The organism is Roseateles asaccharophilus, assembly GCF_031458115.1.
Classification (GTDB): domain Bacteria; phylum Pseudomonadota; class Gammaproteobacteria; order Burkholderiales; family Burkholderiaceae_C; genus Pelomonas; species Pelomonas asaccharophilus_A.
The window spans coordinates 747,850-772,561 of the sequence record NZ_JAVDXV010000001.1; the positions used below are offsets into that span (position 1 = coordinate 747,850).

The window sequence follows — 24,712 nt, forward strand, 5'->3', positions numbered from 1 at the left end:
GCAGCGGGCCAGCCCGCTGCTCTTCAGCAGGCACAGCCCCCGAGGCGACGGCGATGCAAGCGGCATCGAGCCGCTTGCACATCGCCAGACGGGCCGGCTTGGGGCGGCCCGGCGCTCGGCCCGCAAACACACCTACGGGACACGTAGGGCCAATCCCACACCGCCTGCCGCTGCAGGCTGACCGGTTCCGAGGCCGCAGGCTGACTGGGGCTGCGGAGCCGTTCGCGAATACTGGTTTGGCGTTCCTGAAAGAACCCGAACCCGGCGCGGTGGTCATCGCCACCACCGGGTCATCCAACCACCAGGAGTTCGTATGAATCCGCATTCGATGAAGAAGAGTGGCCGGTTGGCGCTCGTGGCCTGTGCTGCCCTCGCTTTGGCAGCCTGTGCTTCGGCCCCCGAGCCCAAGGAGCAGATCGCCGTCGCCAATTCGGCCGTCGACCAGGCCACCGGCAACGCTGCCGAGGCGCCCGCCGAGCTGTCCACGGCCCGCGACAAGCTGGCCCGCGCCAACGCCGCCATGGCCCGCAAGGACTATGTGGAAGCCCGCCGCCTCGCCGACGAGGCCGCTGCCGATGCGGCGCTGGCCCAGGCCCAGGCGCGCAACGCCCGCTCCAGCCGCGCGCTGGCCGAGGTGCGCGAAAGCATCCAGCAGCTGCAGGCGCAGCTGAACCGCTCCTGAGCACCCCCCATCATTCGAAAGGACCCGCCATGAACTCCACCACCCGTTTCGCTTCGTCCCTGACCGCCCTCGCAGCCGCCTGCGCGCTGTTCGCCGGCTGCGCCAGCGCCCCCACCGTGACGCCCGCGCTGCAGGATGCCCGCAGCAATGTGCGCGCCGCCGAGGCCGACCCCGCCGTGCTGAAGTACGCGTCGCTGGACGTGAAGAAGGCCGGCGATTCGCTGAAGCGCGCCGAGCAACTGAGCGCTGAACGCGAGGCGCCGGCCGACATCGACTCGGCGGCCTACATCGCGTCCACGCAGGCCCGCACCGCGATGGCCATCGCCAAGGCCGCCAGCGAGGAAGAAGCCATCAAGGCCGCCGAGGCCGACCGCGAGCGCGCCCGCGCCGACGCCAATGCGCGCCGCGCCAACGTCGCCCAGGCCCAGGCCGCCAATGCGCAGATCGCCGCGGCCAATGCCAGTGCCGACGCCAGCGCCGCACGCCAGCAGGCCGCCGTCGCCCAGGCCGACGCCGCCGTGGCGCAGGCGCAGGCTGCCGAACTGCAGCGCGCACTCGCCGAATTGCAGGCCAAGCAGACCGACCGCGGCATGCTGGTGACGCTGGGCGACGTGCTGTTCGAGTTCGGCCGCGCCGAAATCAAGCCCGCCGCTGGCGAGGCCATGAACAAGCTGGCGCAGTACCTGAACCAGCACGCCGACCGCCGCATCCTCATCGAGGGCTTCACCGACAGCGTCGGCAGCGACACGGCCAACCTGACGCTGTCGCAACGCCGCTCGCAGGCCGTGGCCGACGCGCTGCGCGCGCGCGGCGTGGACCCCACCCGCATCGCAACGCGTGGCTACGGCGAGGCCTATCCCGTCGCCAGCAACTCGAGCACGTCGGACCGTGCGCTGAATCGCCGCGTCGAGGTCTACATCTCGAACGACAACCAGCCGGTCCGTGCCCGCGGCTGAGGCCGCAGCCCCTGAAGGAGATCGTCATGAACCGATGCCACACCACCGCCTGGCTGGCCGCCGCGCTGCTCGCGCTGAGCGGCGCCGCCCAGGCCGGCAAGACCACCGATCCGCTGCGCCTGCAGTACGAGCGCGAGAAGGCCGACTGCATGACCGGCAAGAACCAGCAGCCGCGCAACACCTGCCTGAAGGAGGCCGCCGCGGCCTATGCGCAGGCCCGCCAGGGCAAGCTGATCTCGCCGTCGGACCGCCCCGACCAATGGGCCGCCAACGCCCTGCGGCGCTGCCAGGCCCAGCCGCCCGAAGACCGCGAGATGTGCGAACGCCGCGTGCGTGAAGGCACGGTGGTAGGTAGTGTGGAGGGGGGCGGTCAGTTGAAGACGCTGACCGTACGCACAACCGACATCCCGAAGTCGCCGGGCGGCTGAACGTGAAAGAGGGGGAGGGTGACGAGCCTTACCCCCGGCACTGGTTGCAACGCTTAGGGCTGCTTGGTTCCCCACCTGACCCGGTTGGGCGCGCTTCCATGCGGGGAGGCCCGTCAGGCGCCATTCTAGGCGATCCCGAAGAAGCTCCGGCTGAACGAGAGATCCATCGCGAGCGCCAGCAGCGCGAGTGCGGTGAGATAGCCCAGCAGGTGCAGGCGATCCTTGCTCATGGCCCAGTGGCCGCAAGCCATGTAGGCCACCAGCGCCAGTAGCTTGATGGCCAGCCACATGTCGCGCATCGGGTTGTAGCCGATGAGGTTCCACAGGCTCAACCCGGTGACGACCAGGCAGGCGTTGACCCCAAACACCAGCACCATCAGCCGCACATCCTTGGCGATAGCCTGCAACTGCGGCGTGCCGAACTGGAACAGCAGGCCGCGCACGAAGAAGAGGGCCACGCTGCACCAGGCCAGCAGCACATGCCACTGGACCATTTCGGAATAGAACCAGGTCATGGCTGGCTCTGCGCCGCGGTCAGCGAAGCGCCAGGTCGTCTTCGCTGAAGCGGATGTTCAGCGGCTCGATCAGCAGCTGCTTCTCGCCGGCCTCGACGGTGCCGGCCACCCAGGCTTGGATGCCGGCTTCACGCGCGACCTGTGCGGTGCGCTCGGCGTCTTCGGCCTTCACGAAGATCGCGAAGCCGGCGCCCATGTTCAGCGTCGAATAGGCCTCGCGGTCGTCCTGGCCGGCCTGCTTCTGGATGAATTCCAGCACGGCGGTCTTGGGCGGCACGGTGTGGATGCGGTAGGTCAGCGCGCTGGGGTGGCGCAGCAGCTTTCGCCAGCCGTGGCCGGTGATGTTGGCGCAGTAGTGCGGCGCGATGCCGGCCTTCCACAGAGCCTCGGTCACGGGCGAGTAAAGCGCCGTCGGCGCCAGCAGCGCCTCGCCGTACGTCACGCCGGGCTCAATTTCCGTCAGGTAGCCGTTGGGCAGGCGTTCGGCCAGCTTGCGTGCCAGGCTCAGGCCATTGGCGTGGATGCCGCTGGAGGCCAGCAGCACGATGGCGTCGCCGGCACCCAGCTTGTCACCGACGGACAGCCGTTCCTTGGGATTGATGAGGCCGGTGCAGGACGCGGCCAGGTCGATGCGGCCGTCCTCGACGATGCCGGCCAGCGCCGGCGTCTCGCCGCCGCCCCAGGCGACCTGGCAGGTGTCGCAGGCGGCCTTCCAGCCGGCCACCAGCGCCTGCGCGCGCTGCGCGTCGCCGAACCAGTCGCTGCCGCCGGCGGCCCAATAGGCCTGCACGACCAGCGGCGTGGCGCCGACGGTGATCAGGTCGTTGACGGCCATCGCGATGGTGTCCTGGGCGATGCCGGCAAAGAAGCTCTTGCCCGTCAGCTTGGCCATCTCGTCGGCCACCAGTGTCTTGGTGCCCAGGCATTCGACGATGGACGCGATGTAGAACGGGCCCACGTCAACGACGTAGGCGGACTCGCCGCGCGACGCTTTCACCTCGCTGAAGCCGTGCCCGGCCAGGTGGGAGGCCGTGGCCGCTGCGGCGCGCTGGGCGGTGATCTTGAGCGGATCGATCAGGTCGTAGTTGACGCCGGCCTGGTCGTAGGTGAGGGGAGCTTGCGAGGTCATGGGCCGGGATTATCCCCGCTGGCCCCGCCCATAGAATTCGCCTCCATGAGCTATCAGGTCCTGGCCCGCAAATACCGTCCGCAGAGTTTCGAGCAGCTCGTCGGCCAGGAGCATGTCGTGCAGGCGCTGGCCAATGCGCTGACGCAGGGCCGGTTGCACCATGCCTACCTGTTCACCGGCACCCGTGGCGTCGGCAAGACGACGGTCTCGCGCATCCTCGCCAAGAGCCTGAACTGCACGGGGCCGGACGGCAGCGGCGGCATCACGGCCCAGCCCTGCGGCGTGTGCCCGGCCTGCCGCGACATCGACTCCGGCCGCTTCGTCGACTACGTGGAACTGGACGCGGCGTCCAACCGCGGCGTCGAGGAGATCTCGCAGCTGCTGGACCAGGCGGTCTACAAGCCGGTCGTCGGGCGCTTCAAGGTCTACATGATCGACGAAGTGCACATGCTGTCGAACACCGCGTTCAACGCGATGCTGAAGACGCTGGAGGAGCCGCCCGAGTACCTGAAGTTCGTGCTGGCCACCACCGACCCGCAGAAGGTGCCCGTCACCGTGCTGTCGCGCTGCCTGCAGTTCAACCTGCGCCCGATGGCCGCGGCCGATGTGCAGATGCACCTGGGCAATGTGCTGGGCGCCGAGAGCGTGCCGGCCGAACCGGGCGCGCTGCGGCTGCTGTCGCGCGCGGCGCGCGGCTCCATGCGCGATGCGCTGTCGCTGACCGACCAGGCCATCGCGTTCGGGGCCGGCTCGCTGACCGAAGCCGGTGTGCGCCAGATGCTGGGCAGCGTGGACCGCGGGCACGTCGTCGCCATCGTCGATGCGCTGGCCGCGGCCAGCGGCGAGGCCGTCGTCGCGCAGGCCGATGCGCTGCGCGGCGCGGGCCTGTCGGCCGCCGGCACGCTGGAAGACCTGGCCTCGCTGTTCCAGCAGATGGCGCTGGCCCAGGCCGCGCCCGCGGCGCTGGACGATGCCGACAACGAGACCGCCGAGATCCGCCGCCTGGCCGCGTTGCTGCCGGCCGACGAGATCCAGCTGATGTACAGCATGGCCCTGCACGGCCGCGCCGAACTGCACCTCGCCCCCGACGAGTACGCGGGCCTGCTGATGGTGCTGCTGCGCATGCTGGCCTTTCGCCCCGCGGGCACGGTGCCCAAGGCCGTGAAGGCCGCCGCGCTGGTGCGCCCGCCGGCGGTGGCCAAGGCCGTCGTGGCGGTGCCGCTGCCCAAGGCCGCGCCGCCTGCAGTGGCCGCACCCGTGGCCACGCCGGTGCCCGCGCCCGTGGCCGTTGCACTCACCCCGGCGGCGCCGCTCAAGGTGGCCGAGCCGGCGGCACCGAGCTTCGGCGCCCGCCTGCGTCCGCGCCCGGTCGAAGCTGCGCCGGTTGCCGAGGACGACGTGGACCTCGGCGACGGCCCGCCGCCCGACGAGGCGCCGCCGCCGTGGATGGAGGCCGATGACGCGCCGGTCGGCTCGCCGTTCCGCGTCGAGCCCGAGGCGCCGCGCCGCGTTGAGCTGCGCGAAACGCCCGAAGGCGCGCAATGGGCCGAGCGCATCGCCGCGGCCAACATCCTCGGCATGACGGGCGAACTGGCCCGCCAGGCCCAGGCGCTGAGCTGCGAAACGGTGGACGGCCGCGAGGTCTGGAAGCTGCGCGTGGAGCGCGAGTCGCTGCGTGCGCCGGCGCTGGTGGCCAAGCTCGAGGCGGCGCTGAACGCCAGGCTCGACATCGAGGCCGGCGTGGCTGAAGACACCATCTCGCTGCGCAACATTGCGCGCGTCGAAGCCCAGCAGCGCTCGGCCGAGGATCTGGCCGCATCGCATCCGATGACGCGCACGCTGCTTTCCCAATTCCCCTCGGCGCGCATCCTGCCTGGATCGGTCGCGCCGATCATCCCCTGACAAGGACACGACCATGATGAAGAACCAACTCGCCGGCCTGATGAAGCAGGCCCAGGCGATGCAGGACAACCTGAAGAAGGCGCAGGAAGAACTCGCCAACATCGAGGTCGAGGGCCAGAGCGGCGCCGGCCTCGTGAAGGTCGTCATGACCTGCAAGAACGAGGTGCGCCGCGTGACCATCGACCCCAGCCTGCTGGCGGACGACAAGGACATGCTGGAAGACCTGGTGGCCGCGGCCTTCAACGACGCGGTGCGCCGCGCCGAAGCGACGTCGTCCGAGAAGATGGGCAAGCTGACCGCCGGCATGCCCATGCCCCCTGGCATGAAATTCCCGTTCTGATTTCGACGCTCGCCACTTGAACGCACTCGATTCCCTCATCGAGGCGCTCAAGCGCCTGCCCGGCGTGGGCCAGAAGTCGGCCCAGCGCATGGCCTACCACCTGCTGCAGCATGACCGCACGGCCATGCCGCGGCTGGCCGGCGCGCTGACGGCGGCCGTCGAGCGCATCAAGCACTGCGAGCGCTGCCACACGTTCAGCGAGACGCCGCTGTGCATCGTCTGCGCGGACGCCAAGCGCGACCGGCGGCTGCTGTGCGTCGTCGAGACGCCGGCCGACCAGGCGGCGCTGGAGCGCACCGGGTCTTACCTCGGCTACTACTTCGTGCTGCTGGGGCGGCTGTCGCCGCTGGACGGCGTGGGCACGCGCCAGATCGGCGCGGCCGAGCTGCTGGCGCGGGCGGCCGAGGACGGCGTGGAGGAGGTCATCCTCGCCACCAGCTTCACGGCCGAGGGCGAGGCCACGGCCCATGTGCTGGCCGAAGCGCTGCGTGCGCGAGGCATCAAGTCGACCAGGCTCGCGCGCGGCGTGCCCATCGGCAGCGAGTTGGAGTATGTGGACCTGGGCACCATCGCCCACGCATTGAGTGATCGGCGCTGAATGGAGATCCGAACATGACCATCGCCCAGTTCTGCCTGCTCGTCGTCTGCGTGCTGCCTGTCGCCTGTGCGGCGCTGGCCAAGTCCAAGGGCATGGGCAAGCGCCGACGCGACGGAGGCTTTGACAACCACAACCCGCGCGAGTGGCTGGCGAAGCAGCAGGGCTGGCAGGCGCGCGCGCATGCGGCGCAGGCCAACGGCTGGGAGGCGCTGCCCATCTTCCTTGCGGCGTTGTTCGTCGCGCACCAGCATCAGGTGGCGCAGGCCACCGTGGATGCGCTGGCGATGGGCTTCCTGGCGGCGCGGCTGGTCTACATCGGCCTGTATCTGGCCGACCAGCCCTGGCTGCGCTCGCTGGCGTGGTTTGCAGGCCTCGCGGCCTGCGTCGCGCTGTTCGTCGTCCGCTGAGCCGCCCTCAGGGCGCGGCCGACGCGACGTTGCCGCGGCCCTTGCCACCGCGGTCCTTGGCGACCTTGCGGGTCGACGCTGCCGGCTTGGACGCGCGCGCCGTCGTCTTGCTCTTGCTGGCCGTCGAGCGCGTGGCGGATGCCACCACCGGCTTGGCCGCCGTGTAGACCACGATGGCCTGGCCGCTCTTGAAGCGCGCCGCCTTGCCCACCTTGTTCCATTGCGCGACCTGCGCGGCGCTGACCTTGTAGCGCGCGGCGATGCTGGCCACCGTGTCCGCCTTGCCGGCCTTCACGGTCATGCGGCGCAGCGGCGGCGCATCGGGCGACAGGCTCAAGCTGGCGGTGTCGGCCAGCCGCTCGGACACGTCGGCCGTCACGTGCGGCGCGCGCGGCACCAGCAGCGTGGAGCCGCCCTTGACCAGCATCTTGGGCGGGATGCGGTTGATCTCGCGCAGCGCCGACTCGGCCATGCCGGTGCGCTTCGCGGCCTCTGATGGGCTCATGGTCTTGGGCACGACCCAGGCCGTCCACGTGGCCAGCGGGCCGGCGTGGCGGGCCAGGTTCTCGGCGAACGCGCTGGCCTGGTCATAGGGCAGCAGTACCTGCTCGGTGGCCGCGGCCAGGATGACCGGCTTGTTCATCTGCGGGTTGAACTGCTGGAAGGTCTCCAGGTTCAGGCCGGCCAGCTCGGCGGCCAGCGACACGTCGATGTCGCGCTCGATCTTCACGCTCAGGAAGTAGGGGTGGTTGGCCACCGGCGGCAGCGCGAGCGCGAAGCGGTCGGGCGCCAGCACGATGTTCTTCACCGCCTGCAGCTTGGGCACGTAGTAGCGCGTCTCGTCCGGCATCTTCAGGCTGGCGTAGTCGGTCGGCAGGCCCAGCCGCGTGTTGCGCGCGATGGCCTTGCTGACGTTGCCCTGGCCCCAGTTGTAGGCGGCCAGCGCCAGGTGCCAGTCGCCGAACATCTTGTGCAGCCGGCCGAGGTAGTCGAGCGCGGCGCGCGTGGAGGCCAGTACGTCGCGGCGGTCGTCACGGAAGATGTTCTGCTTCAGGTCGAAGTCGCGGCCCGTGGCGGGCATGAACTGCCACATGCCGGTGGCCTTGGCGCTGGACACGGCATGCGTGACGAAGGCGCTCTCGATGAAGGGCAGAAGCGCCAGCTCGGTGGGCATGCCGCGCTTCTCGACCTCCTCGACGATGTGGAACAGGTAGCGGCTGCCGCGCGTGGTCATGCGCTCGACGTAGTCGGGCCGCGCGCTGTACCAGGCCTCGGCCTTGCGCACCCAGTCGTCGTCCAGGTCCTGCATCTGGAAGCCCTGGCGCACGCGCATCCACAGATCGACCTGCGCGGTGGGCGCGTCCAGGTCGATCTTCTCGCCGGGGCGCAGGCTGTCTTCCAGCAGGTCGGCGGCCAACTGGCGCACCGGGGCCGTGGCGACCGCGGGTTCGGCCGCGGGCTGGGCTTTGGCGACAACGGGGAGGGGAGCGGGGGGGGCCGCGGGAGCGGGGGCTTCGGCGGGCGGGGTGGTGGTGGCGCAGGCGGCGAGGAGTGCCGCCAGGGCCAGGATAGAGAGTTTGGAGATCGTCATCGGAATCCGTTCTTCCATTCGCGCAGCGTGGCGAACACGTCGACCGGGCTGGGCGCGGCCGGCAGTTTCAGGGGCGCGTGGCGTCGCGCGGCGTCGCGCAGCGCAGGTTGGTCGCAGCGCAGAAAGGGGTTGATGCGGACCTCGGTGGCCATGCGGCCGGGCAGCGTGGGCTGCCCCGCGGCGCGCTGGGCCTCGCACCAGGCGGTGTAGGCGGCCAGCTCGGCATTGCCGGGGTCCACTTCGCGCGCGAAGCGCAGGTTGGACAAGGTGTATTCATGGGCGCAGCAGACCCGCGTGTCGCCGGGCAACGCACCCAGCGACTGCAGCGACGCGTGCATCTGCGCCGGGCTGCCTTCGAACAGCCGGCCGCAGCCGGCGCTGAACAGCGTGTCGCCGCAGAACAGCAGCGGGCCGACGCTGCCGGCCTCGGCGGCAAAGTAAGCGATGTGGCCGGCCGTGTGGCCGGGCACGTCCAGCACGGTGAATCGGACGCCCAGCAGTTCGACGGTGTCGCCGCCATGCACCCGTTGCACGGGCTCCGGCATCTTCTCGTTCACCGGCGCGTAGACGGGGCCTTGCAGCCGCGCGCGCAGCGCATCGACGCCGCCCACGTGATCGCCGTGGTGGTGGGTCAATAGAATGCCGGCGAGCTTCAGGCCCCGGGCATCGAGGGCCGCGGCCACCGGACCGGCATCGCCGGGATCGACGACGAGCGCCTCATGGCCGTTGTCCAGCAGCCAGAGATAGTTGTCGTCGAATGCGGGAAGCGGCGTGAGCGTCAAACTGAGCGTCAATGTGGCGCCAACCCATGACTGAGAAAGCGCCAAGTATAGATTTGGCGGCCTGGCTGCAATCGCCGCCGGGCCGCTATCTGCTGGCCTGGGAACAGGCGCAGGTGGATGCGGCCGTGGTGGACCTGTTCGGCTTCCACGCGCTGCAGCTGGGCCTGCCCGAGCTGGACGGTCTGCAGGCCAACCGCATGCCGCACCGCTGGCTGGTGGGGCGCGACCTGCAGTGCGAGTTCGATGCGCTGCCCTTCGAGAGCGCCAGCCTGGACCTGGTGCTGCTGCCCCACGCGTTGGAGCGGGCCTGCGACGCCCACGCGCTGCTCAGGGAGGTGGAGCGGGTGCTGCGGCCCGAGGGCCGGCTCATCGTGTTCGGGCTGAACCCGGCCAGCCTGTGGGGCCTGCGCCAGAACCTGGGCCGGCTGCGCCGCCGCGGCGAGCCCTATCTGCCCAAGGAAGGCGAGTTCATCGGCTACTGGCGGCTGCGCGACTGGCTGAAGCTGCTGAGCTTCGAGGTCGAGGCAGCGCGCTTCGGCATCTACAAGCCGCCGCTGCGCAGCGAGGCCTGGCTGCACCGCTGGCAATGGGTCGAAGGCGTGGGCTCGCGCTGGTGGCCGGTGCTGGGTGCCGTCTATTTCATCCAGGCGATCAAGCGGGTGCATGGCACGCGCATGATCGGCCTGGCCAGGAACGGGCGCATGGCGGCCAAGAAAGCGCCCGCCGTCGCGCTCAACAACCACAACAAACGATGACTGAATCCGACAAGCCTGCCGTGGCCATCAAGCGCCCGCAGGTCACCATCTATACCGACGGCGCCTGCAAGGGCAACCCCGGCCCTGGCGGCTGGGGTGCCTGGCTGTCCAGCGGTGGCCACGACAAGGAGTTGTTCGGCGGCGAGCGCGAGACCACCAACAACCGCATGGAACTGACCGCGCCCATCGAGGCGCTGGCCTCGCTGAAGCGCAGCTGCGACGTGGTGGTCTATCTGGACAGCGAGTACGTGCGCAAGGGCATCACCGAATGGATCACCAACTGGCAGCGCCGCGGCTGGAAGACCGCCGACGGCAAGCCGGTGAAGAACGATGACCTGTGGAAGCGGCTGGACGCGCTGCGCAAGCTGCATCACGTCGAATGGCGTTGGGTGAAGGGCCACGCCGGCGACCCCGGCAACGAGCGCGCCGACATGCTGGCCAACAAGGGCGTGGCGTCCATCAGTCGGTAGAGTGCGCGCCAGCTGAAACCCGGAGATCGCTGCATGAAGCCCTTGCTGCTCGCGTTGCTGTTCGCAGGCGCCGCCCAGGCGCAGACCTACACCGTGCTGTGCGTGAAGACGCCGTGCGGGCATCTGAAGCAGAGCGAGTCGGCCGGGCGGCTGGAGGTGGACTACAGCTACCGCAACAACGGCCGCGGCCCCGATCAGAAGGAGGTGCTGCAGTTCGCGCCCGACGGGGCGTGGATGAGCTATCGCACCGAAGGCGTGGCGACCTATGGCGCGCGCATTGACGAGAGCTTCGAGCGCGGTGCCGACGGCCGGTCGCAATGGCGCTCGCCGGTGGACCGCGGCGAGCAGACCGGTATGGCGCGCGAGACCGTCTATCTGCCGGTGCAGGGCAGCCCGGCCTGGCTGGCGCGCGTGGCGCGCAGCGCGTTGGCCAAGGCTCCCGCGCGCACGCCGGCGTTGCCGGTGGGGCAGGTCGCAGTGGAGCGCGTGCAGAAGCTGACGCTGCCCGGGCAATCCTTCGAGATCGGCCTGTACGCCATCACCGGCCTGGAACTGGAGCCCAGCTATGTGTGGCTGCGCGAGGACGACCGCAGCCTGTTCGCGCAGGTCTGGCCGGGCTGGGGCGGCACGTTGCGGCAGGGCTTCGAGGGCGAGGTGGAGCGGCTGTCCGACGCGCAGAAGGCCGCCGAGATCGCGCGGCTGCAGCGCATCGCCAAGGAGCTGCCGCAGCCGCTGCCGGGGCTGACGGTCATCGAGGGCGTGCGCTGGTTCGACGCTCCCTCGGCGAAGCTGCAAGGCCCGTCCGACGTCTATCTGCAGGACGGCCGCATCGCCTTCATCGCCAAGCCCGGTGGCCTGAAGAGCGTGCAGCCGGCCCAGCGCATTTCCGGCAAGGGCCGCACGCTGTTGCCAGGTCTGGTGGACATGCACGCCCACCTGGGCCCCGGCGACCTGTTGCTGAACCTGGCCTCCGGCGTGACGGCCGTGCGCGACGTGGGCAACAGCAATGCCGACCTGGCCGAGCTGCGCGGCCGCATCGAGAGCGGCGAGCTGCTGGGGCCGCGCGTGTCGGCCAACGGCTTCATCGAGGGCAAGAGCCCGTTCTCGTCGCAGGCCGACTTCGTGCCCGACAACCTGGAGGGTGCGCTGGCCGCCATCGACTGGTACGCCGCGCACGGCTACCGCCAGTTGAAGCTCTACAACTCCATCAAGCCCGAGTGGGTGAAGCCCATGGTGGCGCACGCTCGCAGCCTGGGCCTGCGCACCGGCGGCCATGTGCCGGCCTTCATGACGGCGCGCCAGGCCGTGGAGGCGGGGTATGACGAGCTGCACCACATCAACCAGGTCACGCTGAACTTCCTCGTCAGCAAGACCGACGACACGCGCACGTTGCTGCGCTTCAACTTGGTGGGCGACAAGGCTGCCGACCTGAAGCTCAACGACCAGCGCACCCGCGACTTCATTGCGCTGCTGAAGAAGAAGGGCACCGTCGTCGACGCGACGATGACCGCGTTCGAGGCGCAGTACACGCAGCGCCAGGGCCAGCCCAACCCCAGCTACGCGATGGTGTCGTCGCACTGGCCGGCCGTCATGCAGCGCAGCTACCTGTCCGCCGAGGTGGACATGGACGACGTGAAGGCCAGGCGCTGGGCTGCCAGCTGGAAGGTCATGATGGACCTGCTGCGCCGCATGCACGCGGCCGGCATCCCGTTGGTGGCTGGCACCGACGCGACGCCCGGCTTCGCGCTGCAGCGCGAGCTGGAGCTGTACGTGCAGGCCGGCATCCCGGCCGCGCAGGCGTTGAAGATAGGCACCTACAACGGCGCCAAGTACAGCGACCGGCTGGACGAGATCGGCAGCATCGCCCGCGGCAAACGCGCCGACCTGCTGCTGGTGGACGGCGACCCGGTGGCCGACATCCGCGCGCTGCGCCGCGTGGCCTTGGTGATCCAGGGTGACAAGGCGCTGTCGCCGGCTGCGATGTACCAGTCCATGGGCATCCTGCCCTTCGTGCCCGCCGCGGAAATCCTGAAATGAAGCCCCTCGTCCAAGGAGTACCTTGGCCGGTCCCCCGAGGGGACGGCGATGCTTGCGGCGTTGAGCCGCAAGCACATCGCCGGGACGGGCCGGCTTGGGAGCGGCCCGGCGCTCGGCCCGTGGGGCGCCTGGCTGCGTTGCTGCTTGCCGTCCCGCTGCTGGCCGGCGCCGACACCACGCTGCGCTTCTGCGCCGCCGGCAGCCCCAAGACCTTCGACACGACGGCCACCGACAGCGGCATCGACCACATCTCCCACCTGCCCATCTTCGGCACGCTGGTTGAAACCAAGCGGGGCACCGACCAGTTGATCCCGGCCCTGGCCACCAGCTGGAACCTCAGCCCCGACGGCCTGGCCTACACCTTTGAGTTGCGCCGTGGCGTGGCCTGGCACACGGTCGAAGGCTTCAAGCCCACGCGTGCGTTCAACGCCGACGACGTGATGTTCACGTTCGGCAGGCTGCTGAGTCGCGACAGCGCCTTCGCCAAGGCCATGCCGAACGTGTCACCGTATGTGGTGTCGTTCGGCTGGGAGAAGCTGGTCCGCAAGGTCGAGAAGCTGGGCGAGCATCAGGTGCGCATCACGCTGGCCGAGCGCGATGCGAGTTTCCTGTCCACGCTGACGCAGACCTTTTCGTCCATGCAGTCCGCCGAGCTGGGCGCGCAGCTGCTGAAGGCCGGCACGCCACAGCGCATCGCGCAGCTGCCGGTGGGCACGGGGCCGTTCCAGCTGAAGAGCTTCCGCAAGGACGCCGTCATCCGCTACAGCGCCCACCCGGGCTGGTGGCGAAAGGCCGAGGTGGTGCGCGCCGACCAGCTGGTGTTCGCGATCACGCCCGACGCCACCGTGCGCGCGCAGCGGCTGAAGCGCAACGAGTGCGACATCGCCGCGCCGGTGGGCCCCATCGAGCTGGCCCAATTGCAGAAGGACCCCGCCATCAAGCTCGCCACCGCGCCGGGCCTGAACGTGGGCATCCTGGCCTACAACACCAGGAAGGCGGCGCTGGCGAAGCCGGAGGTGCGCCGGGCGCTGGACATGGCCATCGACAAGGCCGCCATCCTGCGCACCGTCTATGGCCACGCCGGCACGGCGGCCAGCACCATTATTCCGGCCGCCAGCTGGGCCCATGACGCGACGCTGAAGGCCACGCCGCATGACCCGGCCGAGGCGCGTGAGCGGCTGCACAAGGCCGGCGTGCTGCCACTCAACCTCACGCTGTGGGCCATGCCGGTCGTGCGCTTCTACAACCCCAACGGCCAGCTGATGGCGCAGATGATCCAGGCCGACTGGGCCAAGGTCGGCGTCACCGTGCGCATCGTCACCTTTGAGTGGGGCGAGTACCTGCGCCGCATCGATGCCGGCGAGCACGACGTGGCCATGTCCGGCTGGAACGGCGACCCCGAACCCACCGGCACCTTCGCGCAACTGGCCTGCGGGTCGGCCAGCGGCACCTTCTGGTGCAATCCGGCCTACGACCAGCTGCTGGCCCAGGCGCGCCAGGCCGGCACGCGGGACGAGCGCAAGGCGCTGTACGCGAAGGCGCAGAAGATCGTGCTGGAGCAGCTGCCCTGGACACCTATGGCCTACGGCCGCGTGGCCGTGCCCACGCGCGCGACGGTCAAGGGCTTCGTGCTGGACATGGACGGCAGTACATACTTTGATGGGGCCTTGCCCCGCTGACAGGACAACAAGATGAGCATCAAGAGCGACAAGTGGATACGCCGCATGGCCAAGGAGCACGGCATGATCGAGCCGTTCGAGCCCGGCCAGGTGCGCGAGCAGGACGGCCGCAAGATCGTCAGCTACGGCACCAGCAGCTATGGCTACGACATCCGTTGCGCGCCCGAGTTCAAGGTCTTCACCAACATCCACAGCACGGTGGTGGACCCGAAGAACTTCGACGAGAACAGCTTCGTCGACGTCAACAAGGACGTCTGCATCATCCCGCCCAACAGCTTCGCGCTGGCGCGCACGGTGGAGTACTTCCGCATCCCGCGCAACGTGCTGACCGTGTGCCTGGGCAAGAGCACCTATGCCCGCTGCGGCATCATCGTCAACGTGACGCCGTTCGAGCCCGAGTGGGAAGGCTACGTCACGCTGGAGTTCAGCAACACGACGCCGCTGCCCGCCAAGATCTACGCGGGCGAGGGCTGTGCGCAGGTGCTGTTCTTCGAGAGCGACGAGGTCTGCGAGACCAGCTACAAGGACCGTGGTGGCAAGTACCAGGGTCAGGTGGGCGTCACGCTGCCCAAGACTTGAGCCCGATCAGCCGGAGATAGCCCGGCCTTTTCGCCCTTTATCCGGCCTTTGATCGGCCGACGCCCCGGCACGATGGCGGCATACGCCAGAAGTCCGTCCGAGGCCGCCATGCTCATCCCGTTGCACCTGATCCCCATCCCCGCCGACGAGCCCCGCGGCGCGGAGGAGCCGGGCCATGCGTGGAGCGGCCTGAAGATCGCGCCGGGCGTGAACCTGGGCGACATCCGTGCGCTGGGTCTGACGGTGGCCAATGCCACGACGGGCCCGGTGTCCACCCGCGAACTGCTGCGCTTTGGCCAGCTGATGAACGACGCCGGCCTGCCCATCAACCCGACGCGCATGCTGTACGACCGCAGCTACGCCTTCGAGTGCCTGGCCGCCGGCCATGGCAGCGAGCACCCGCGGCTGCGGGAGGTTTCATTGGACTTGTACGAGGCCTACCAGTCCGCTGGCGAATGGATAGGCCTCGCGCACTGACGCATCCGGGCTTTCCCCTGGGCTGATCCCTGCCTTTTCTCACTCCGAAGCCTGGGGGCTTGCGGGGTACGCTCGCGGTTTCGTTTTTTCAGCGAACCGCTCCATGACCCGTCACTCCCTCACGCTGCTGGCCGCCGCCGCCGCGCTGGTCGCCGCCACCGCCCATGCCGATGAAGGCATGTGGATGCCCAAGCAGCTGCCGCAGATCGCCAAGCCCCTGAAGGCCGGCGGCCTGGCGCTGGACCCGGCCAAGCTCAACGACCTGACCGCCTTCCCGATGGGCGCCGTCGTCTCGCTGGGCGGTTGCACGGCCAGCTTCGTGTCGCCGCAGGGCCTGACGGTCACCAACCACCACTGCGCCTACGGCAGCATCCAGTACAACTCCAAGCCCGAGCGCGACCTGCTGAAGAACGGCTTCTACGCGCAGACGCTGGCCGATGAGCTACCCGCCGCGCCCGGCAGCCGCATCCTGGTCACCGTGGACATGAAGGACGTGTCCGCCGACATCCTGAACGCCGACACGCTGAAGCTGACCGGCAAGGCCCGCACCGACGCCATCGAGGCGACGCAAAAGAAGCTGATCGCCGCCTGCGAGGCCGACGCCGGCCACCGCTGCAGCGTGCCCGCCTTCTTCGGCGGCCTGCAGTACCAGCTCATCAAGCAGCTGGAGATCCGCGACGTTCGCCTGGTGCACGCGCCCGCCACCGGCGTGGGCCTGTTCGGCGGCGATGCTGACAACTGGATCTGGCCGCGCCACACGGGCGACTACAGCTTCTACCGCGCCTACGTGGGCCCGGACGGCAAGCCGGCCGACTTCCACAAGGACAACAAGCCTTACCAGCCCAAGCACCACCTGAAGGTGGCGTCGCCCACGGCCAGCCCGCTGAACGAAGGTGACTTCGTCATGGTGGCCGGCTACCCGGGCCACACCGACCGCCACCGCCTGCCGCGCGAAGTGGACTTCGCGTTCGGCTGGCAGCACCCCATGCAGATCAAGACCATGGGCGAGGCCATCGACATCATCAAGGCCGAGACGGCGAACCGCCGCGACGCCGAGATCAAGATGGCCAACCGCATGCAAGGCCTGCAGAACTACTTCAAGAACCTGCAGGGTCAGCAGCAAAGCTATGACGGCGGCGACGTGCTGGCCCGCAAGACGGCCGGCTTCGACGCGCTGAAGAAGTGGGTGGCGGCCGACGCCAAGCGCCAGGCCCGCTACGGCGCCGACATTGCCGCCACCGAGGCGCTGCTGGCCGAACGCGAGACCCACACGCGCAACGAACTGCTGCTGGGCTTCGCGACGCCCGCGCTGCTGCAGTCTGCCCGCCAGCTGTACGAGAACGCGCAACAGCGCACCAAGCCCGACGCCGAGCGCAAGACCGGCTACCAGGATCGAGACGCGTCGCGCATCAAGGCCAACCAGGAGCGCCTGGACCGCCGCTACGACGAGCAGACCGACAAGAAGAGCGCCGCGCGCTTCCTGTCGCAATACCTGGCGCAGCCCGCGAACACGCTGAACCAGCCGCTGCTGGCCGCGCTGGGCCTGAAGGCCGGCATGGACGAGGCCGCGGTGGCAGCCAAGCTGGACGCGTTCTACGCCGGCTCCAAGCTGTCCGACCAGGCCACGCGCCTGGCCTGGCTGTCCAAGGACGTGGCGGCCTTCCAGGCCAGCGACGATGCCTTCATCAAGGCTGCCGTGGCGCTGTACGCCGACGACCAGACTCGCGAGTCGCGCGACAAGGAACTGGCCGGCAAGCTGCAGCAGGCATATGCCGGCACCATGCAGGCGCTGATCGACTTCAATGCCGCCCAGGGCCGCGCCGTCTACCCGGACGCCAACAGCACGCTGCGCATCAGCTACGGCAAGGTGCAGGGCCGCACGCCCGGCAACGACGGCAACGTGTGGAGCGCGTTCACGACGCTGCGCGGCATCCAGGCCAAGCACAAGGGGCCGGTCGAAGCGGGCGGCGAGTTCAATGCGCCGGCGGAGCAGCTGGCCGCCATCAAGGCGCGCAACTTCGGCCCCTACTACGTGAAGGGTCTGGACTCCGTGCCGGTGAACTTCCTGGCCACGCTGGACACCACCGGCGGCAACTCCGGCTCGCCGGTGCTGAACAAGAAGGCCGAGCTGGTGGGCCTGCTGTTCGACGGCACGCTGGACGCCGTCATCTCCGACTGGGACTTCAACCCCAAGATGGTCCGCAGCATCTGCGTGGACTCGCGCTACATGCTGTGGCAGATGAGCACGGTGGACAAGACAACCCGCCTCCTTGAGGAAATGGGCGTGAAGTAACCCACCCCCTACCGGCTTCGCCGGCCCCCTCAAGGGGGCACTGCCAGTGGCCCGGCAAAGCCGGTTCCACGGCAGTCGCTGGATGAATAGAACGGCAGCGTTTCGCTGCCGTTCTTCTTTTTGGGGTTACTCCTTCGCCACCGCTTCGACCTGGATGCGCAGGTTCACATCCATCTTGAAGCCCCATTCCTTGCCGATGCCCAGGCCCCAGTCCTCGCGGTTGAAGCTGCCCGACGCGTCCGCACCGCAGAAGTCGCGCTTGTGCAGCGGATGCGGGATGCACTTGATGTGATGGATGGTCAGCGTCAGCGGGCGGGTCTTGCCGTTCAGCGTCATCTCGCCCACCAGCTTGCCCGGCAGCGGGCCTTCGAAGCGGCCCTTGAACGTGGCGCTGGGGTTCTTCTCGACGTTGAAGAACTTCTCGCCGCGCGCCCAGGCGTTCATCGCCTCCAGGCCGAAGTCGATGCTGGCCAGATCCATCTGCACGTCCACGCTGCCGGTGCCGGCGGCCTTGTCGTAGACCACAGTGCCGGCGTTCTTGTTCAGCTTGCCGCGCCAGAAGGACAGGCCCATGTGGTCGGCCTCGAAGCTGGGGTAGGTGTGCGTGGGGTCGATCTCATAGGTTACCGGCGCGGCCTGGGCGGTGGTGGCAGCGAGCAGGGCGGTGGCGAGCAGGGTCAGGTGTTTCATTGCAGGGTCCTGGGTGTTGATGGGGTCGCAACCTGATGACGAATGGCCAGCGCGGTTTTCGACATGAAGGCGGCCGTTAGCATCGCTGCATGCTGCGTCTATTCTTGACAGGATGCCTGCTGGCGCTGGTGACAGCCTGTGCCACCGTGGCGCCGCCTCCGCCCGCCGGCTGGCAGGCACTGGCCCCCGGCCTGGCCCACCGCGCGTGGAGCCCTTGGCCCGACAGCGATGTGCAGGCGCTGCGTGTGGATTTGCAGCACGTGCGTGTCACGCAGTCGCCACCGGCGGAGGCGGGCCAGTCCGTGGACCAGATGGCCAGCGGCCGTGGCGCGCTGGCCAGCATCAACGCCTCCTTCTTCGACCGCGAGTTCCGCCCGCGCGGCGTCACGGTGACCGAGGGCCAGCCCTGGCCCGCGTTGCTGAAGGCGCCGGCCAGCGCGAAAGACCCGCTGCTGGCCTGCGACACCCAGTGCGTCATCCGCTTCGATGCGCCGCCCACGCCCGAGCCCGCATGGCGCATGGCCGTCAGCGGCACGCCCTGGCTGGTGCGCGACGGCCACGCGCGCACGGCCGAGGACGACGCGAGCTGCGCCAACCTGTGCGCCTACACGCATCCGCGCACGGCCATCGGCCTGGACGCCTCGGGCCGCCACCTCATCGTGCTGCTGGCCGCCGGCCGCCGCGGCGACGTGAAGGGCCTGACGTTGGCGCAGACCGCGCAGTTGTTGCGCGAGCTGGGCGCCGTGCAGGCCTTCAACCTCGACGGCGGCGGCTCATCCACACTGCTGATCCAAGGCGAGTCGCGCCTGCCGCGCCCCTTCAACGAGCCCGCGCTGCGCCGCGTGGCCAATGCTGTTCACTTTGTGGCGCCATGAATCTTCGTTCCCTGACCACATTGGCTGCCGCGTTGCTGCTGGCGGCCTGCGCGACCCAACCGCCACCCAGCGCCGAGAAGCGCTACAGCGCCGCCGAGCTGCTGGCGTTGAAGCCGGCGGACTTCAGCTGGCCCGCCACGTCCACCGACGGTGAACGCGCGTTGCGCGAAACCGCGCTGGCCGACATCCGCGCCCGCATCGCGTTGCCACCCGGCCCGGCGCGCGACGCCGCGCTGCCCCGGCTGTTCGACCTGGTCGCCCAGTACAACGCCGAGATCGCCACTGCACGCCCGCTGCTGCTGCAGGCCTTACCCACGCTGGGCCAGCGCGACGCCGAGACGCAGCGCGCGCTGCTGACGGCCGCGCACACGCTGTACGCCGCCGACGCCGCGCCGCTGGTCTGGCCGCTGCTGCCGCAGCTGACGACCAGCAAGCCGTTTGCCATTGCCGCCTACACGCTGCTGCAGGCCGATGGCGCCGCTGCGGATCGCCTGCGACTGCTGGTGCCGCAGCAGTTCCCGAACTGGGCCGACGACGCGCGGCTGACCGCGCTGATGCTGCGCCTGCGGCCCTCCGCCGCGGCCCAGCCGCCGCTGGCCGAGTTGCTGGCCGCGCCATTGCGGCCGGGCTTCCCGGTCATCGTCAGCCTGCAGCGCCCCGGCCGCCAGCAGATGGGCCTGGCACTGGTGCGCGACGCGGGCGGCCGCTTCGTGCGCGACGGCGCCGGCCAGCTGTTCACGTCGCCGCAACTGGCGCTGGCTCGCACGGGCCTGCCGGGCACGATCACCAACGGCAACACGCCGCAAGGGCTGTTCACCATCGTCGGCGCCGGCACGGCCACCAATCCCAACATCGGCCCCACGCCGTATCTGCACAGCAAGCTGCCCGTGGAGGCGACCGTGGCCGAGTTCGAGCATGTGCCCGCGCCGGGCGCCGCCGACTGGAACGAGGCGCTGTACGACACCTATCTGCCGCCCGGCTGGCGCGCCTGGGCGCCCATCAAGGAAGCCTTCCTCGCCGGCCGCGCGGGCCGCGACGAGTTGCTGGTGCACGGCACGACGATCAACCCGGCCTATTACGCCGGCACCAGCCACTTCCCCGGCACGCCGCAGCAGGGCTGCATGATTTCCAACGAGGACTGGGACCCGGCCACCGGCGGCCTCGTCGCCAGCCGGCAGCTGACGCTGGCGCAGACCTATGCGGCCGCCGGCGCGCGGCCTGACCTGGCGGGTTATCTGATCGTCGTCGAAGTGCCGGGCGAGGGCGCCGTGACGCCGGCCGAGGCGCTGGCTCTGGTGACGGCAGCGGGGCGCTGATCGTGATGCAACTGCTGCCACCCACGCTCGATGTGGCCGATGAGTTGCTGCGCTTCGAGACCGACAACCGCGCCTTCTTCGAGGCCCGCATCAACTCAAGGCCTGAGGGCTACTACTCGCCTGACGGCGTGCGTGCCGCCATCGCGCTGGCCCAGCGCGAGGCCGCCGAGGACAAGGCCTACCAGTTCCTGATCCGCGACGCCGCCGGCGCACTGGTCGGCCGCATCAACCTGACCGGCGTGCGCCGCAAGCATTTTCACTGCGCCGACCTTGGCTATCGCATCGCCGAAGCGGCCGGCGGCCGCGGCCATGCCAGCGAGGCGGTGCGCCGGGTGCTGGCCATCGCCTTTGGTGAACTGGGCCTGCTGCGCGTGACGGCCAACGCACGCGTCAACAACGAAGGTTCCATCAAGGTGCTGCAGCGCAGCGGCTTCCGGCAGTACGGCCGCTCCGAGCGTAGCTTCGAGCTGGGCGGCGTCTGGCACGACTGCCTGCATTTCGAGCGACACGCGACCTGACCCCACCATGGACCTGCTCAAGACCTTCGGGCTTTTCGTCATCACCGCGCTGGCCGAGATCGTCGGCTGCTACCTGCCCTGGCTGTGGCTGAAGCAGGGCGCCCCGGCCTGGCTGCTGCTGCCGGCCGCGGCCAGCCTGGCGCTGTTCGCGTGGCTGCTGACGCTGCATCCCACAGCCGCCGGCCGGGCCTACGCGGCCTATGGCGGCGTCTATATCGGCGTGGCCATCGTGTGGCTGATGGTGGTGGACAAGGTGCAGCCGACAACGACGGACTGGATCGGCGTGGGCCTGTGCTTCGCGGGCATGGCGGTCATCATGTTCGGGCCGCGCGCCAGCGCCTGATCACTTCACGAAGTCCTTCGCGCCGTACTCCCAACGCCACGGCGTGCCCGTCTCGCCGAGGATGAACTCCACCAGCCGCGGGAACGCGCGCTCGGCGCGCACGTCGTTGGCGAGGATGACGACGCAGCGCTGGCCCGCCTTCACGCAGACCCAGGTGTTGCCGGTGCTGTCGTTGTGCCCGCCCTTGAAGAAGGCAGGCCCCTGCGGCCCCGTGAACGTGACGACGCCCAGCCCCGCGGCCAGGTCGGCGCGACGCTGCGCGGGCGGCAGTTCGGGTTGCAGCGTCGGGAACTGCGAGGCTGTCGTGATGGGCAGGTGGGCCTTCGTCAGCTCGGCGGCACCGGCGGGTGACAGGCCCATGCCGCTGATGTAGCCGGCCGCGAAGCGCGCCATGTCGGCGATGGTGGTGTCCATGGACCCCGCCACGCGCACGCGGCTGCGCTCGTCGTGCGGCTCGGTCTTGCCTTCCTCCGTCCAGCCGTCGGCGAGGTTGGGGCGGAAGTCGGCCCGCCACATCAGGCTGGTGCGCGTCATGCCCAGCGGCGTGAAGACGCGGCGCTGCGCCTCGTCGCCGATGTCCAGCCCCAGGCCCTTCTCCAGCACGAACTGCAGCAGGATCAGCCCCTCGCCGGAGTACGCATAGCGCGTGCCGGGGTCGAAGTGCATGCGCAGCCGGCCATCGGGCTCCAGGAAGGCGAAGTTGGCAAAACCACCGCTGTGCGTCAGCAGCATGCGAGCCGTCAGCTGGCGCCAGCGCGGCTCCTTGGCGAGGTGGTGCCAGGGGCCGTATTTGCTGTCGCGTGGGTAGTCGGGCAGCGGCTTGTCGAGGTAGCTGACCAGCGGCTTGTCCAGGTCCAGCCGCCCGGCCTCGACGAGCTGCATGACGACCTGGCCGAACACGGCCTTGGTCAGCGACGCGCCGTACATCACCGTGTCGGTCTGCAGCGGTTCGCCCGCCGCGTTGCGCTTGCCGTAGGCGGCCACGTGCACGACGCGCCCTTCGTGGATGACGGCCAGCGCCAGGCCTTGCGCCTGTGAGGCGGCCATCAGCCGGGCGACTTCGGCGTCGATGGCGGTGCGGTCGGGAAGCGTGGGCGCCGCGACGGCGAGCAGCGGCAGGGCGGCCAAGAGGCCGGCGATGCAGGCAAGGTAGGAGCGCATCACGTCAGCCTAACGAACCCACCACCGCTACGGCAAGCGCCGCAGCGTCTTTTGCAACGGCGCCTGCCACGCGTCGCGCTGGGCGGTGTCGGGCACGTCCAGCACGCCGGCCAGCAGCGGCCACAGGAAGCCGCGCAGGTTGTGCAGATCGGTCATCGCGGTTTCGTCCCACGCGGTGGCCTGCTTCAGCGGCGCCAGCAGACCGTCCAGCCAGGCCTGCCAGGCGGTGGCGTCGGGCTTCAGCCACAGCTGCAACTGCAGCGCCGCGCGCGCCAGCCGCTGGCCCTCGCCGAAGCGGTAGGCGTGGCGGTGGTTGGCCAGCACCTGCGACGTGACTGCGTCCAGCAGCGCCTGGCGCTGGGCAGGCGTCAGCGCCGCATTCATGCCCAGCTGCAGGGCCAGGTCGGCGCCATGCGCCACGCCGTGGCGCCAGCCCTCGCCGGCGACGAGCCCGCGGTAGTCGCGCATACCCACCAGATAGCGCGCCGCGCGCGCCACCAGTTCGGCGCGCTGCTCGGCCGTCATGAAGGGTTGAAGCCGGTCCGCGCGCGCCACCTCGGCCAGCGTCAGCACCGCGAACGGCTGGTGCACGCCGGCGGCGTCGGGCGGCGCATCCAGCACGGCGACGAGGTCGGCGCGCAGGCGCTGCAGCGTGGCCGCCTGCAGCTTGGCCGCGCGCGACCAGGCGGACAGCTGCTCGAACGCGATGTCGTCGCGCAGCCGTGGGTCGGGGTGGGCCAGGCAGGGCAGCAGCGCAACGGCCAGGTGCTGGATGCGGGTGGCGTCGGTCTCGGTCTTCAGGTCGGCGGGCGGTGCGCAGGTCTGCGCGATGGCGGGCAGGTGCAGGGCGAGGGCGAGCAGGGCGATGCGCATGGCCGCAGTAGCGCATGCCTTGCGCGCCACGGCAAAAGTCACTCGGCCGCGGCTTCGAGATTGGTGCGCAGCCGCGCCAGCATGGCCAGCAGCTGGGCCAGTTCGGCATCGCTGAAGCCTTGCACCGCGGCCTGTGCCAGTTGCTCGCTGTGGCGGCGCAGCCGGCGGTGCAAGGCTTGGCCGGCCTCGGTCAGCGCCAGCCGCTGCGTGCGGCGGTCGGCCGCGTCGGCGCTGGAGACGATGAGGCCGCGCTCCTTCAGCAACGCGATCAGCCGCGCGATCTGCGCCTTGTCGCGGCCGCTGCGCTGCACCAGGTCGGTCTGCGTCGAGCCGGGATTGCGGCCGAAGAAGCCCAGCGCCTTGGCCTCCATGTGCGTCAGCGCGACCGCGTCCTCTGCCGCCACTTCGCGCGGCTGCCGGCCGCGGTGCAGGTGAAGCACCGTGTGCAGCTGGTCGAAGATCTCCCCCGCCGGCGTCAGGGATTTTGAGTTGACTTTATCAACTGTCTTGTTCATGATGGATGACATTATCAACCAGTGCAAGATTCATGTTGTCCGATCAAACGCCAGTCCGCCGCGTGCAGCGCGTGCGGCATGAGATCCAGCGCCGCGAGCTGATCGTCACCGATGTGCAGCGCCGCGACGGCCGATTCGTCGTCGTCACGTTGCGGGGCGAGTCGCTGCGCAGCTTCGTGTCCAGCTCCTTCGACGACCATGTGAAGCTGATGCTGCCCGACCCCGATGCAGGCGAGGGCGCCCTGCTGATGCGCGACTACACGCCGCGCGCTTTCGACACCGCACGCGGCGAGCTGGTGCTGGAATTCGCGGTGCATGGCAGCGGCCCGTTCAGCGGCTGGGCCGAGCAGGCCGCGCCGGGCCAGACGCTGACGGTGGCCGGCCCGCGTGGCTCCATGGTCATCCCCGTGGACTACGACTGGCATTGGCTGGTGGGCGACGACACCGCCTGGCCGGCAATCGCGCGGCGGCTGGAGGAGCTGCCGGCGGATGCCCGCGTGTCGCTGTGGCTGCTGATGGACGACCTGCCCACGCTGCCCGCACGCCGGCCCGCGGCGCTGGATCTGCACCTGGCGGCCACGCCCGAGGCGCTGCTGCAAGGGCTGCGCGGCGCGGCGCTGCCGGCGGGCGAGGGCTTTGTCTGGTGCGCCGGCGAGGCGCACACGATGGCGCAGGCGCGCGAGCTGCTGCTGCGCGACAAGGGCCACCCCAAGGAGGCGCTGAAGGTGGCCGCCTACTGGAAGGCCGGTGCGGTGGCCTACCACGCCCGGCTGGACGAAGAAGCGGCCGCCTGAGGCCCGT

Annotated in this window: 27 protein-coding genes and 1 other RNA gene; 19 read left to right on the top strand and 9 right to left on the bottom strand. The window is 69.8% G+C overall.

Translation table 11 applies throughout. From position 1 onward, the window contains the following. The first annotated feature begins 313 nt into the window (after positions 1-313). The 3 genes from J2X21_RS03325 to J2X21_RS03335 are packed head-to-tail and all read left to right on the top strand — an operon-like array spanning position 314 to position 2,066. The gene (locus J2X21_RS03325) at positions 314-682 is read left to right on the top strand and encodes a DUF4398 domain-containing protein (RefSeq protein ID WP_310324826.1); all 369 of its coding nucleotides are present in this window, start codon (positions 314-316) and stop codon (positions 680-682) included. Between the two features lie 29 nt (positions 683-711). Beyond that, positions 712-1,638: an OmpA family protein gene (locus J2X21_RS03330; protein WP_310324828.1), complete on the top strand. Its 927-nt coding sequence runs from the start codon at positions 712-714 to the stop codon at positions 1,636-1,638. Positions 1,639-1,664: 26 nt separating this feature from the next. Next, entirely contained in the window at positions 1,665-2,066 is a 402-nt protein-coding gene (locus tag J2X21_RS03335; protein ID WP_310324831.1) for a hypothetical protein, read from the top strand. Positions 2,067-2,083: 17 nt separating this feature from the next. Here J2X21_RS03335 and ffs read toward each other — a convergent pair. The 3 genes from ffs to J2X21_RS03350 form a co-directional block, all read right to left on the bottom strand. Then, an RNA gene (gene ffs, locus J2X21_RS03340) (signal recognition particle sRNA small type) lies at positions 2,084-2,181 on the bottom strand. A 10-nt stretch (positions 2,182-2,191) separates the two neighbouring features. Then, positions 2,192-2,581 carry a SirB2 family protein gene (locus J2X21_RS03345; protein WP_310324833.1) on the bottom strand — a complete coding sequence of 130 codons (390 nt, stop codon included), beginning with the start codon at positions 2,579-2,581 and terminating at the stop codon, positions 2,192-2,194. Positions 2,582-2,600: 19 nt separating this feature from the next. Further along, positions 2,601-3,710: an AIR synthase-related protein gene (locus J2X21_RS03350; protein WP_310324836.1), complete on the bottom strand. Its 1,110-nt coding sequence runs from the start codon at positions 3,708-3,710 to the stop codon at positions 2,601-2,603. 45 nt (positions 3,711-3,755) lie between these two features. Here J2X21_RS03350 and dnaX point away from each other — a divergent pair, with 45 nt between their 5' ends. From dnaX to J2X21_RS03370, 4 genes are read left to right on the top strand one after another with little or no spacing between them, the layout of a single operon-like run. Continuing rightward, positions 3,756-5,612, top strand: a complete 1,857-nt coding sequence (gene dnaX / locus J2X21_RS03355) for a DNA polymerase III subunit gamma/tau (RefSeq protein ID WP_310324838.1) — start codon at positions 3,756-3,758, stop codon at positions 5,610-5,612. 13 nt (positions 5,613-5,625) lie between these two features. Beyond that, complete coding sequence (locus J2X21_RS03360) at positions 5,626-5,952, top strand: YbaB/EbfC family nucleoid-associated protein (RefSeq protein WP_310324841.1); 327 nt, start codon at positions 5,626-5,628, stop codon at positions 5,950-5,952. A 16-nt stretch (positions 5,953-5,968) separates the two neighbouring features. Beyond that, a complete protein-coding gene (gene recR / locus J2X21_RS03365; RefSeq protein WP_310324843.1) occupies positions 5,969-6,550 on the top strand; it encodes a recombination mediator RecR in 582 nt (193 codons plus the stop codon). Positions 6,551-6,564: 14 nt separating this feature from the next. Beyond that, positions 6,565-6,957 carry an MAPEG family protein gene (locus J2X21_RS03370; RefSeq protein WP_310324846.1) on the top strand — a complete coding sequence of 131 codons (393 nt, stop codon included), beginning with the start codon at positions 6,565-6,567 and terminating at the stop codon, positions 6,955-6,957. 7 nt (positions 6,958-6,964) lie between these two features. Here the strand turns inward: J2X21_RS03370 and J2X21_RS03375 are convergent, their stop codons facing one another. Further along, on the bottom strand, positions 6,965-8,548 hold the full coding sequence (locus J2X21_RS03375; RefSeq protein ID WP_310324848.1) for a transglycosylase SLT domain-containing protein: 1,584 nt from the start codon (positions 8,546-8,548) through the stop codon (positions 6,965-6,967). Further along, a complete protein-coding gene (gene gloB, locus J2X21_RS03380) occupies positions 8,545-9,330 on the bottom strand; it encodes a hydroxyacylglutathione hydrolase (RefSeq protein WP_310324850.1) in 786 nt (261 codons plus the stop codon). Before gloB ends, J2X21_RS03375 begins: the two co-directional genes overlap by 4 nt. Before the next feature lie 26 nt (positions 9,331-9,356). Between gloB and J2X21_RS03385 the strand changes: the two genes are divergently transcribed. The 7 genes from J2X21_RS03385 (at position 9,357) to J2X21_RS03415 (ending at position 17,620) form a co-directional block, all read left to right on the top strand. Next, positions 9,357-10,085, top strand: coding sequence for a class I SAM-dependent methyltransferase (locus J2X21_RS03385; RefSeq protein WP_310324852.1), 729 nt, complete (start codon positions 9,357-9,359; stop codon positions 10,083-10,085). Continuing rightward, entirely contained in the window at positions 10,082-10,555 is a 474-nt protein-coding gene (rnhA, locus tag J2X21_RS03390; RefSeq protein WP_310324855.1) for a ribonuclease HI, read from the top strand. Before J2X21_RS03385 ends, rnhA begins: the two co-directional genes overlap by 4 nt. Before the next feature lie 33 nt (positions 10,556-10,588). Further along, positions 10,589-12,592: an amidohydrolase family protein gene (locus J2X21_RS03395; protein WP_310324857.1), complete on the top strand. Its 2,004-nt coding sequence runs from the start codon at positions 10,589-10,591 to the stop codon at positions 12,590-12,592. Between the two features lie 137 nt (positions 12,593-12,729). Then, positions 12,730-14,271, top strand: coding sequence for an ABC transporter substrate-binding protein (locus J2X21_RS03400; RefSeq protein WP_310324860.1), 1,542 nt, complete (start codon positions 12,730-12,732; stop codon positions 14,269-14,271). 12 nt (positions 14,272-14,283) lie between these two features. Then, positions 14,284-14,850 (top strand): dCTP deaminase, encoded by a 567-nt coding sequence (dcd, locus tag J2X21_RS03405; RefSeq protein ID WP_310324863.1) that lies wholly within the window; start codon positions 14,284-14,286, stop codon positions 14,848-14,850. Positions 14,851-14,958: 108 nt separating this feature from the next. Then, on the top strand, positions 14,959-15,327 hold the full coding sequence (locus tag J2X21_RS03410) for a hypothetical protein (protein WP_310324866.1): 369 nt from the start codon (positions 14,959-14,961) through the stop codon (positions 15,325-15,327). A 103-nt stretch (positions 15,328-15,430) separates the two neighbouring features. Then, positions 15,431-17,620 carry a S46 family peptidase gene (locus J2X21_RS03415; RefSeq protein WP_310324868.1) on the top strand — a complete coding sequence of 730 codons (2,190 nt, stop codon included), beginning with the start codon at positions 15,431-15,433 and terminating at the stop codon, positions 17,618-17,620. A 126-nt stretch (positions 17,621-17,746) separates the two neighbouring features. On the opposite strand, the gene J2X21_RS03420 is transcribed toward J2X21_RS03415, so the two are convergent. Beyond that, complete coding sequence (locus tag J2X21_RS03420) at positions 17,747-18,310, bottom strand: YceI family protein (protein ID WP_310324871.1); 564 nt, start codon at positions 18,308-18,310, stop codon at positions 17,747-17,749. A gap of 89 nt (positions 18,311-18,399) precedes the next feature. On the opposite strand from J2X21_RS03420, the gene J2X21_RS03425 reads away from it, so the two are divergent. From J2X21_RS03425 to J2X21_RS03440, 4 genes are read left to right on the top strand one after another with little or no spacing between them, the layout of a single operon-like run. Continuing rightward, positions 18,400-19,185, top strand: coding sequence for a phosphodiester glycosidase family protein (locus tag J2X21_RS03425; protein WP_310324872.1), 786 nt, complete (start codon positions 18,400-18,402; stop codon positions 19,183-19,185). Further along, a complete protein-coding gene (locus tag J2X21_RS03430; protein WP_310324873.1) occupies positions 19,182-20,501 on the top strand; it encodes a hypothetical protein in 1,320 nt (439 codons plus the stop codon). Before J2X21_RS03425 ends, J2X21_RS03430 begins: the two co-directional genes overlap by 4 nt. Before the next feature lie 5 nt (positions 20,502-20,506). After that, positions 20,507-21,019 carry a GNAT family N-acetyltransferase gene (locus J2X21_RS03435; protein WP_310324875.1) on the top strand — a complete coding sequence of 171 codons (513 nt, stop codon included), beginning with the start codon at positions 20,507-20,509 and terminating at the stop codon, positions 21,017-21,019. A gap of 7 nt (positions 21,020-21,026) precedes the next feature. Further along, positions 21,027-21,362: a YnfA family protein gene (locus J2X21_RS03440; protein ID WP_310324878.1), complete on the top strand. Its 336-nt coding sequence runs from the start codon at positions 21,027-21,029 to the stop codon at positions 21,360-21,362. On the opposite strand, the gene J2X21_RS03445 is transcribed toward J2X21_RS03440, so the two are convergent. The 3 genes from J2X21_RS03445 to J2X21_RS03455 are packed head-to-tail and all read right to left on the bottom strand — an operon-like array spanning position 21,363 to position 23,911. Then, positions 21,363-22,523 carry a serine hydrolase domain-containing protein gene (locus J2X21_RS03445; RefSeq protein ID WP_310324883.1) on the bottom strand — a complete coding sequence of 387 codons (1,161 nt, stop codon included), beginning with the start codon at positions 22,521-22,523 and terminating at the stop codon, positions 21,363-21,365. Between the two features lie 27 nt (positions 22,524-22,550). After that, positions 22,551-23,396, bottom strand: coding sequence for a DUF2785 domain-containing protein (locus J2X21_RS03450; RefSeq protein WP_310324886.1), 846 nt, complete (start codon positions 23,394-23,396; stop codon positions 22,551-22,553). 38 nt (positions 23,397-23,434) lie between these two features. Beyond that, positions 23,435-23,911, bottom strand: a complete 477-nt coding sequence (locus J2X21_RS03455) for a MarR family winged helix-turn-helix transcriptional regulator (protein ID WP_310324889.1) — start codon at positions 23,909-23,911, stop codon at positions 23,435-23,437. 32 nt (positions 23,912-23,943) lie between these two features. Here J2X21_RS03455 and J2X21_RS03460 point away from each other — a divergent pair, with 32 nt between their 5' ends. Further along, complete coding sequence (locus J2X21_RS03460) at positions 23,944-24,705, top strand: siderophore-interacting protein (protein ID WP_310324890.1); 762 nt, start codon at positions 23,944-23,946, stop codon at positions 24,703-24,705. Positions 24,706-24,712: the final 7 nt, after the last annotated feature.

Bases quoted from the DNA above. Each gene is read 5' to 3' on its own strand.
- J2X21_RS03325 (WP_310324826.1), top strand. From the start codon at position 314: ATGAATCCGCATTCGATGAAGAAGAGTGGCCGGTTGGCGCTCGTGGCC.
- J2X21_RS03330 (WP_310324828.1), top strand. From the start codon at position 712: ATGAACTCCACCACCCGTTTCGCTTCGTCCCTGACCGCCCTCGCAGCC.
- J2X21_RS03335 (WP_310324831.1), top strand. From the start codon at position 1,665: ATGAACCGATGCCACACCACCGCCTGGCTGGCCGCCGCGCTGCTCGCG.
- J2X21_RS03345 (WP_310324833.1), bottom strand. From the start codon at position 2,581: ATGACCTGGTTCTATTCCGAAATGGTCCAGTGGCATGTGCTGCTGGCC.
- J2X21_RS03350 (WP_310324836.1), bottom strand. From the start codon at position 3,710: ATGACCTCGCAAGCTCCCCTCACCTACGACCAGGCCGGCGTCAACTAC.
- dnaX (WP_310324838.1), top strand. From the start codon at position 3,756: ATGAGCTATCAGGTCCTGGCCCGCAAATACCGTCCGCAGAGTTTCGAG.
- J2X21_RS03360 (WP_310324841.1), top strand. From the start codon at position 5,626: ATGATGAAGAACCAACTCGCCGGCCTGATGAAGCAGGCCCAGGCGATG.
- J2X21_RS03370 (WP_310324846.1), top strand. From the start codon at position 6,565: ATGACCATCGCCCAGTTCTGCCTGCTCGTCGTCTGCGTGCTGCCTGTC.
- J2X21_RS03375 (WP_310324848.1), bottom strand. From the start codon at position 8,548: ATGACGATCTCCAAACTCTCTATCCTGGCCCTGGCGGCACTCCTCGCC.
- J2X21_RS03385 (WP_310324852.1), top strand. From the start codon at position 9,357: ATGACTGAGAAAGCGCCAAGTATAGATTTGGCGGCCTGGCTGCAATCG.
- rnhA (WP_310324855.1), top strand. From the start codon at position 10,082: ATGACTGAATCCGACAAGCCTGCCGTGGCCATCAAGCGCCCGCAGGTC.
- J2X21_RS03395 (WP_310324857.1), top strand. From the start codon at position 10,589: ATGAAGCCCTTGCTGCTCGCGTTGCTGTTCGCAGGCGCCGCCCAGGCG.
- dcd (WP_310324863.1), top strand. From the start codon at position 14,284: ATGAGCATCAAGAGCGACAAGTGGATACGCCGCATGGCCAAGGAGCAC.
- J2X21_RS03410 (WP_310324866.1), top strand. From the start codon at position 14,959: ATGCTCATCCCGTTGCACCTGATCCCCATCCCCGCCGACGAGCCCCGC.
- J2X21_RS03415 (WP_310324868.1), top strand. From the start codon at position 15,431: ATGACCCGTCACTCCCTCACGCTGCTGGCCGCCGCCGCCGCGCTGGTC.
- J2X21_RS03420 (WP_310324871.1), bottom strand. From the start codon at position 18,310: ATGAAACACCTGACCCTGCTCGCCACCGCCCTGCTCGCTGCCACCACC.
- J2X21_RS03425 (WP_310324872.1), top strand. From the start codon at position 18,400: ATGCTGCGTCTATTCTTGACAGGATGCCTGCTGGCGCTGGTGACAGCC.
- J2X21_RS03430 (WP_310324873.1), top strand. From the start codon at position 19,182: ATGAATCTTCGTTCCCTGACCACATTGGCTGCCGCGTTGCTGCTGGCG.
- J2X21_RS03435 (WP_310324875.1), top strand. From the start codon at position 20,507: ATGCAACTGCTGCCACCCACGCTCGATGTGGCCGATGAGTTGCTGCGC.
- J2X21_RS03440 (WP_310324878.1), top strand. From the start codon at position 21,027: ATGGACCTGCTCAAGACCTTCGGGCTTTTCGTCATCACCGCGCTGGCC.
- J2X21_RS03445 (WP_310324883.1), bottom strand. From the start codon at position 22,523: ATGCGCTCCTACCTTGCCTGCATCGCCGGCCTCTTGGCCGCCCTGCCG.
- J2X21_RS03450 (WP_310324886.1), bottom strand. From the start codon at position 23,396: ATGCGCATCGCCCTGCTCGCCCTCGCCCTGCACCTGCCCGCCATCGCG.
- J2X21_RS03455 (WP_310324889.1), bottom strand. From the start codon at position 23,911: ATGAACAAGACAGTTGATAAAGTCAACTCAAAATCCCTGACGCCGGCG.
- J2X21_RS03460 (WP_310324890.1), top strand. From the start codon at position 23,944: ATGTTGTCCGATCAAACGCCAGTCCGCCGCGTGCAGCGCGTGCGGCAT.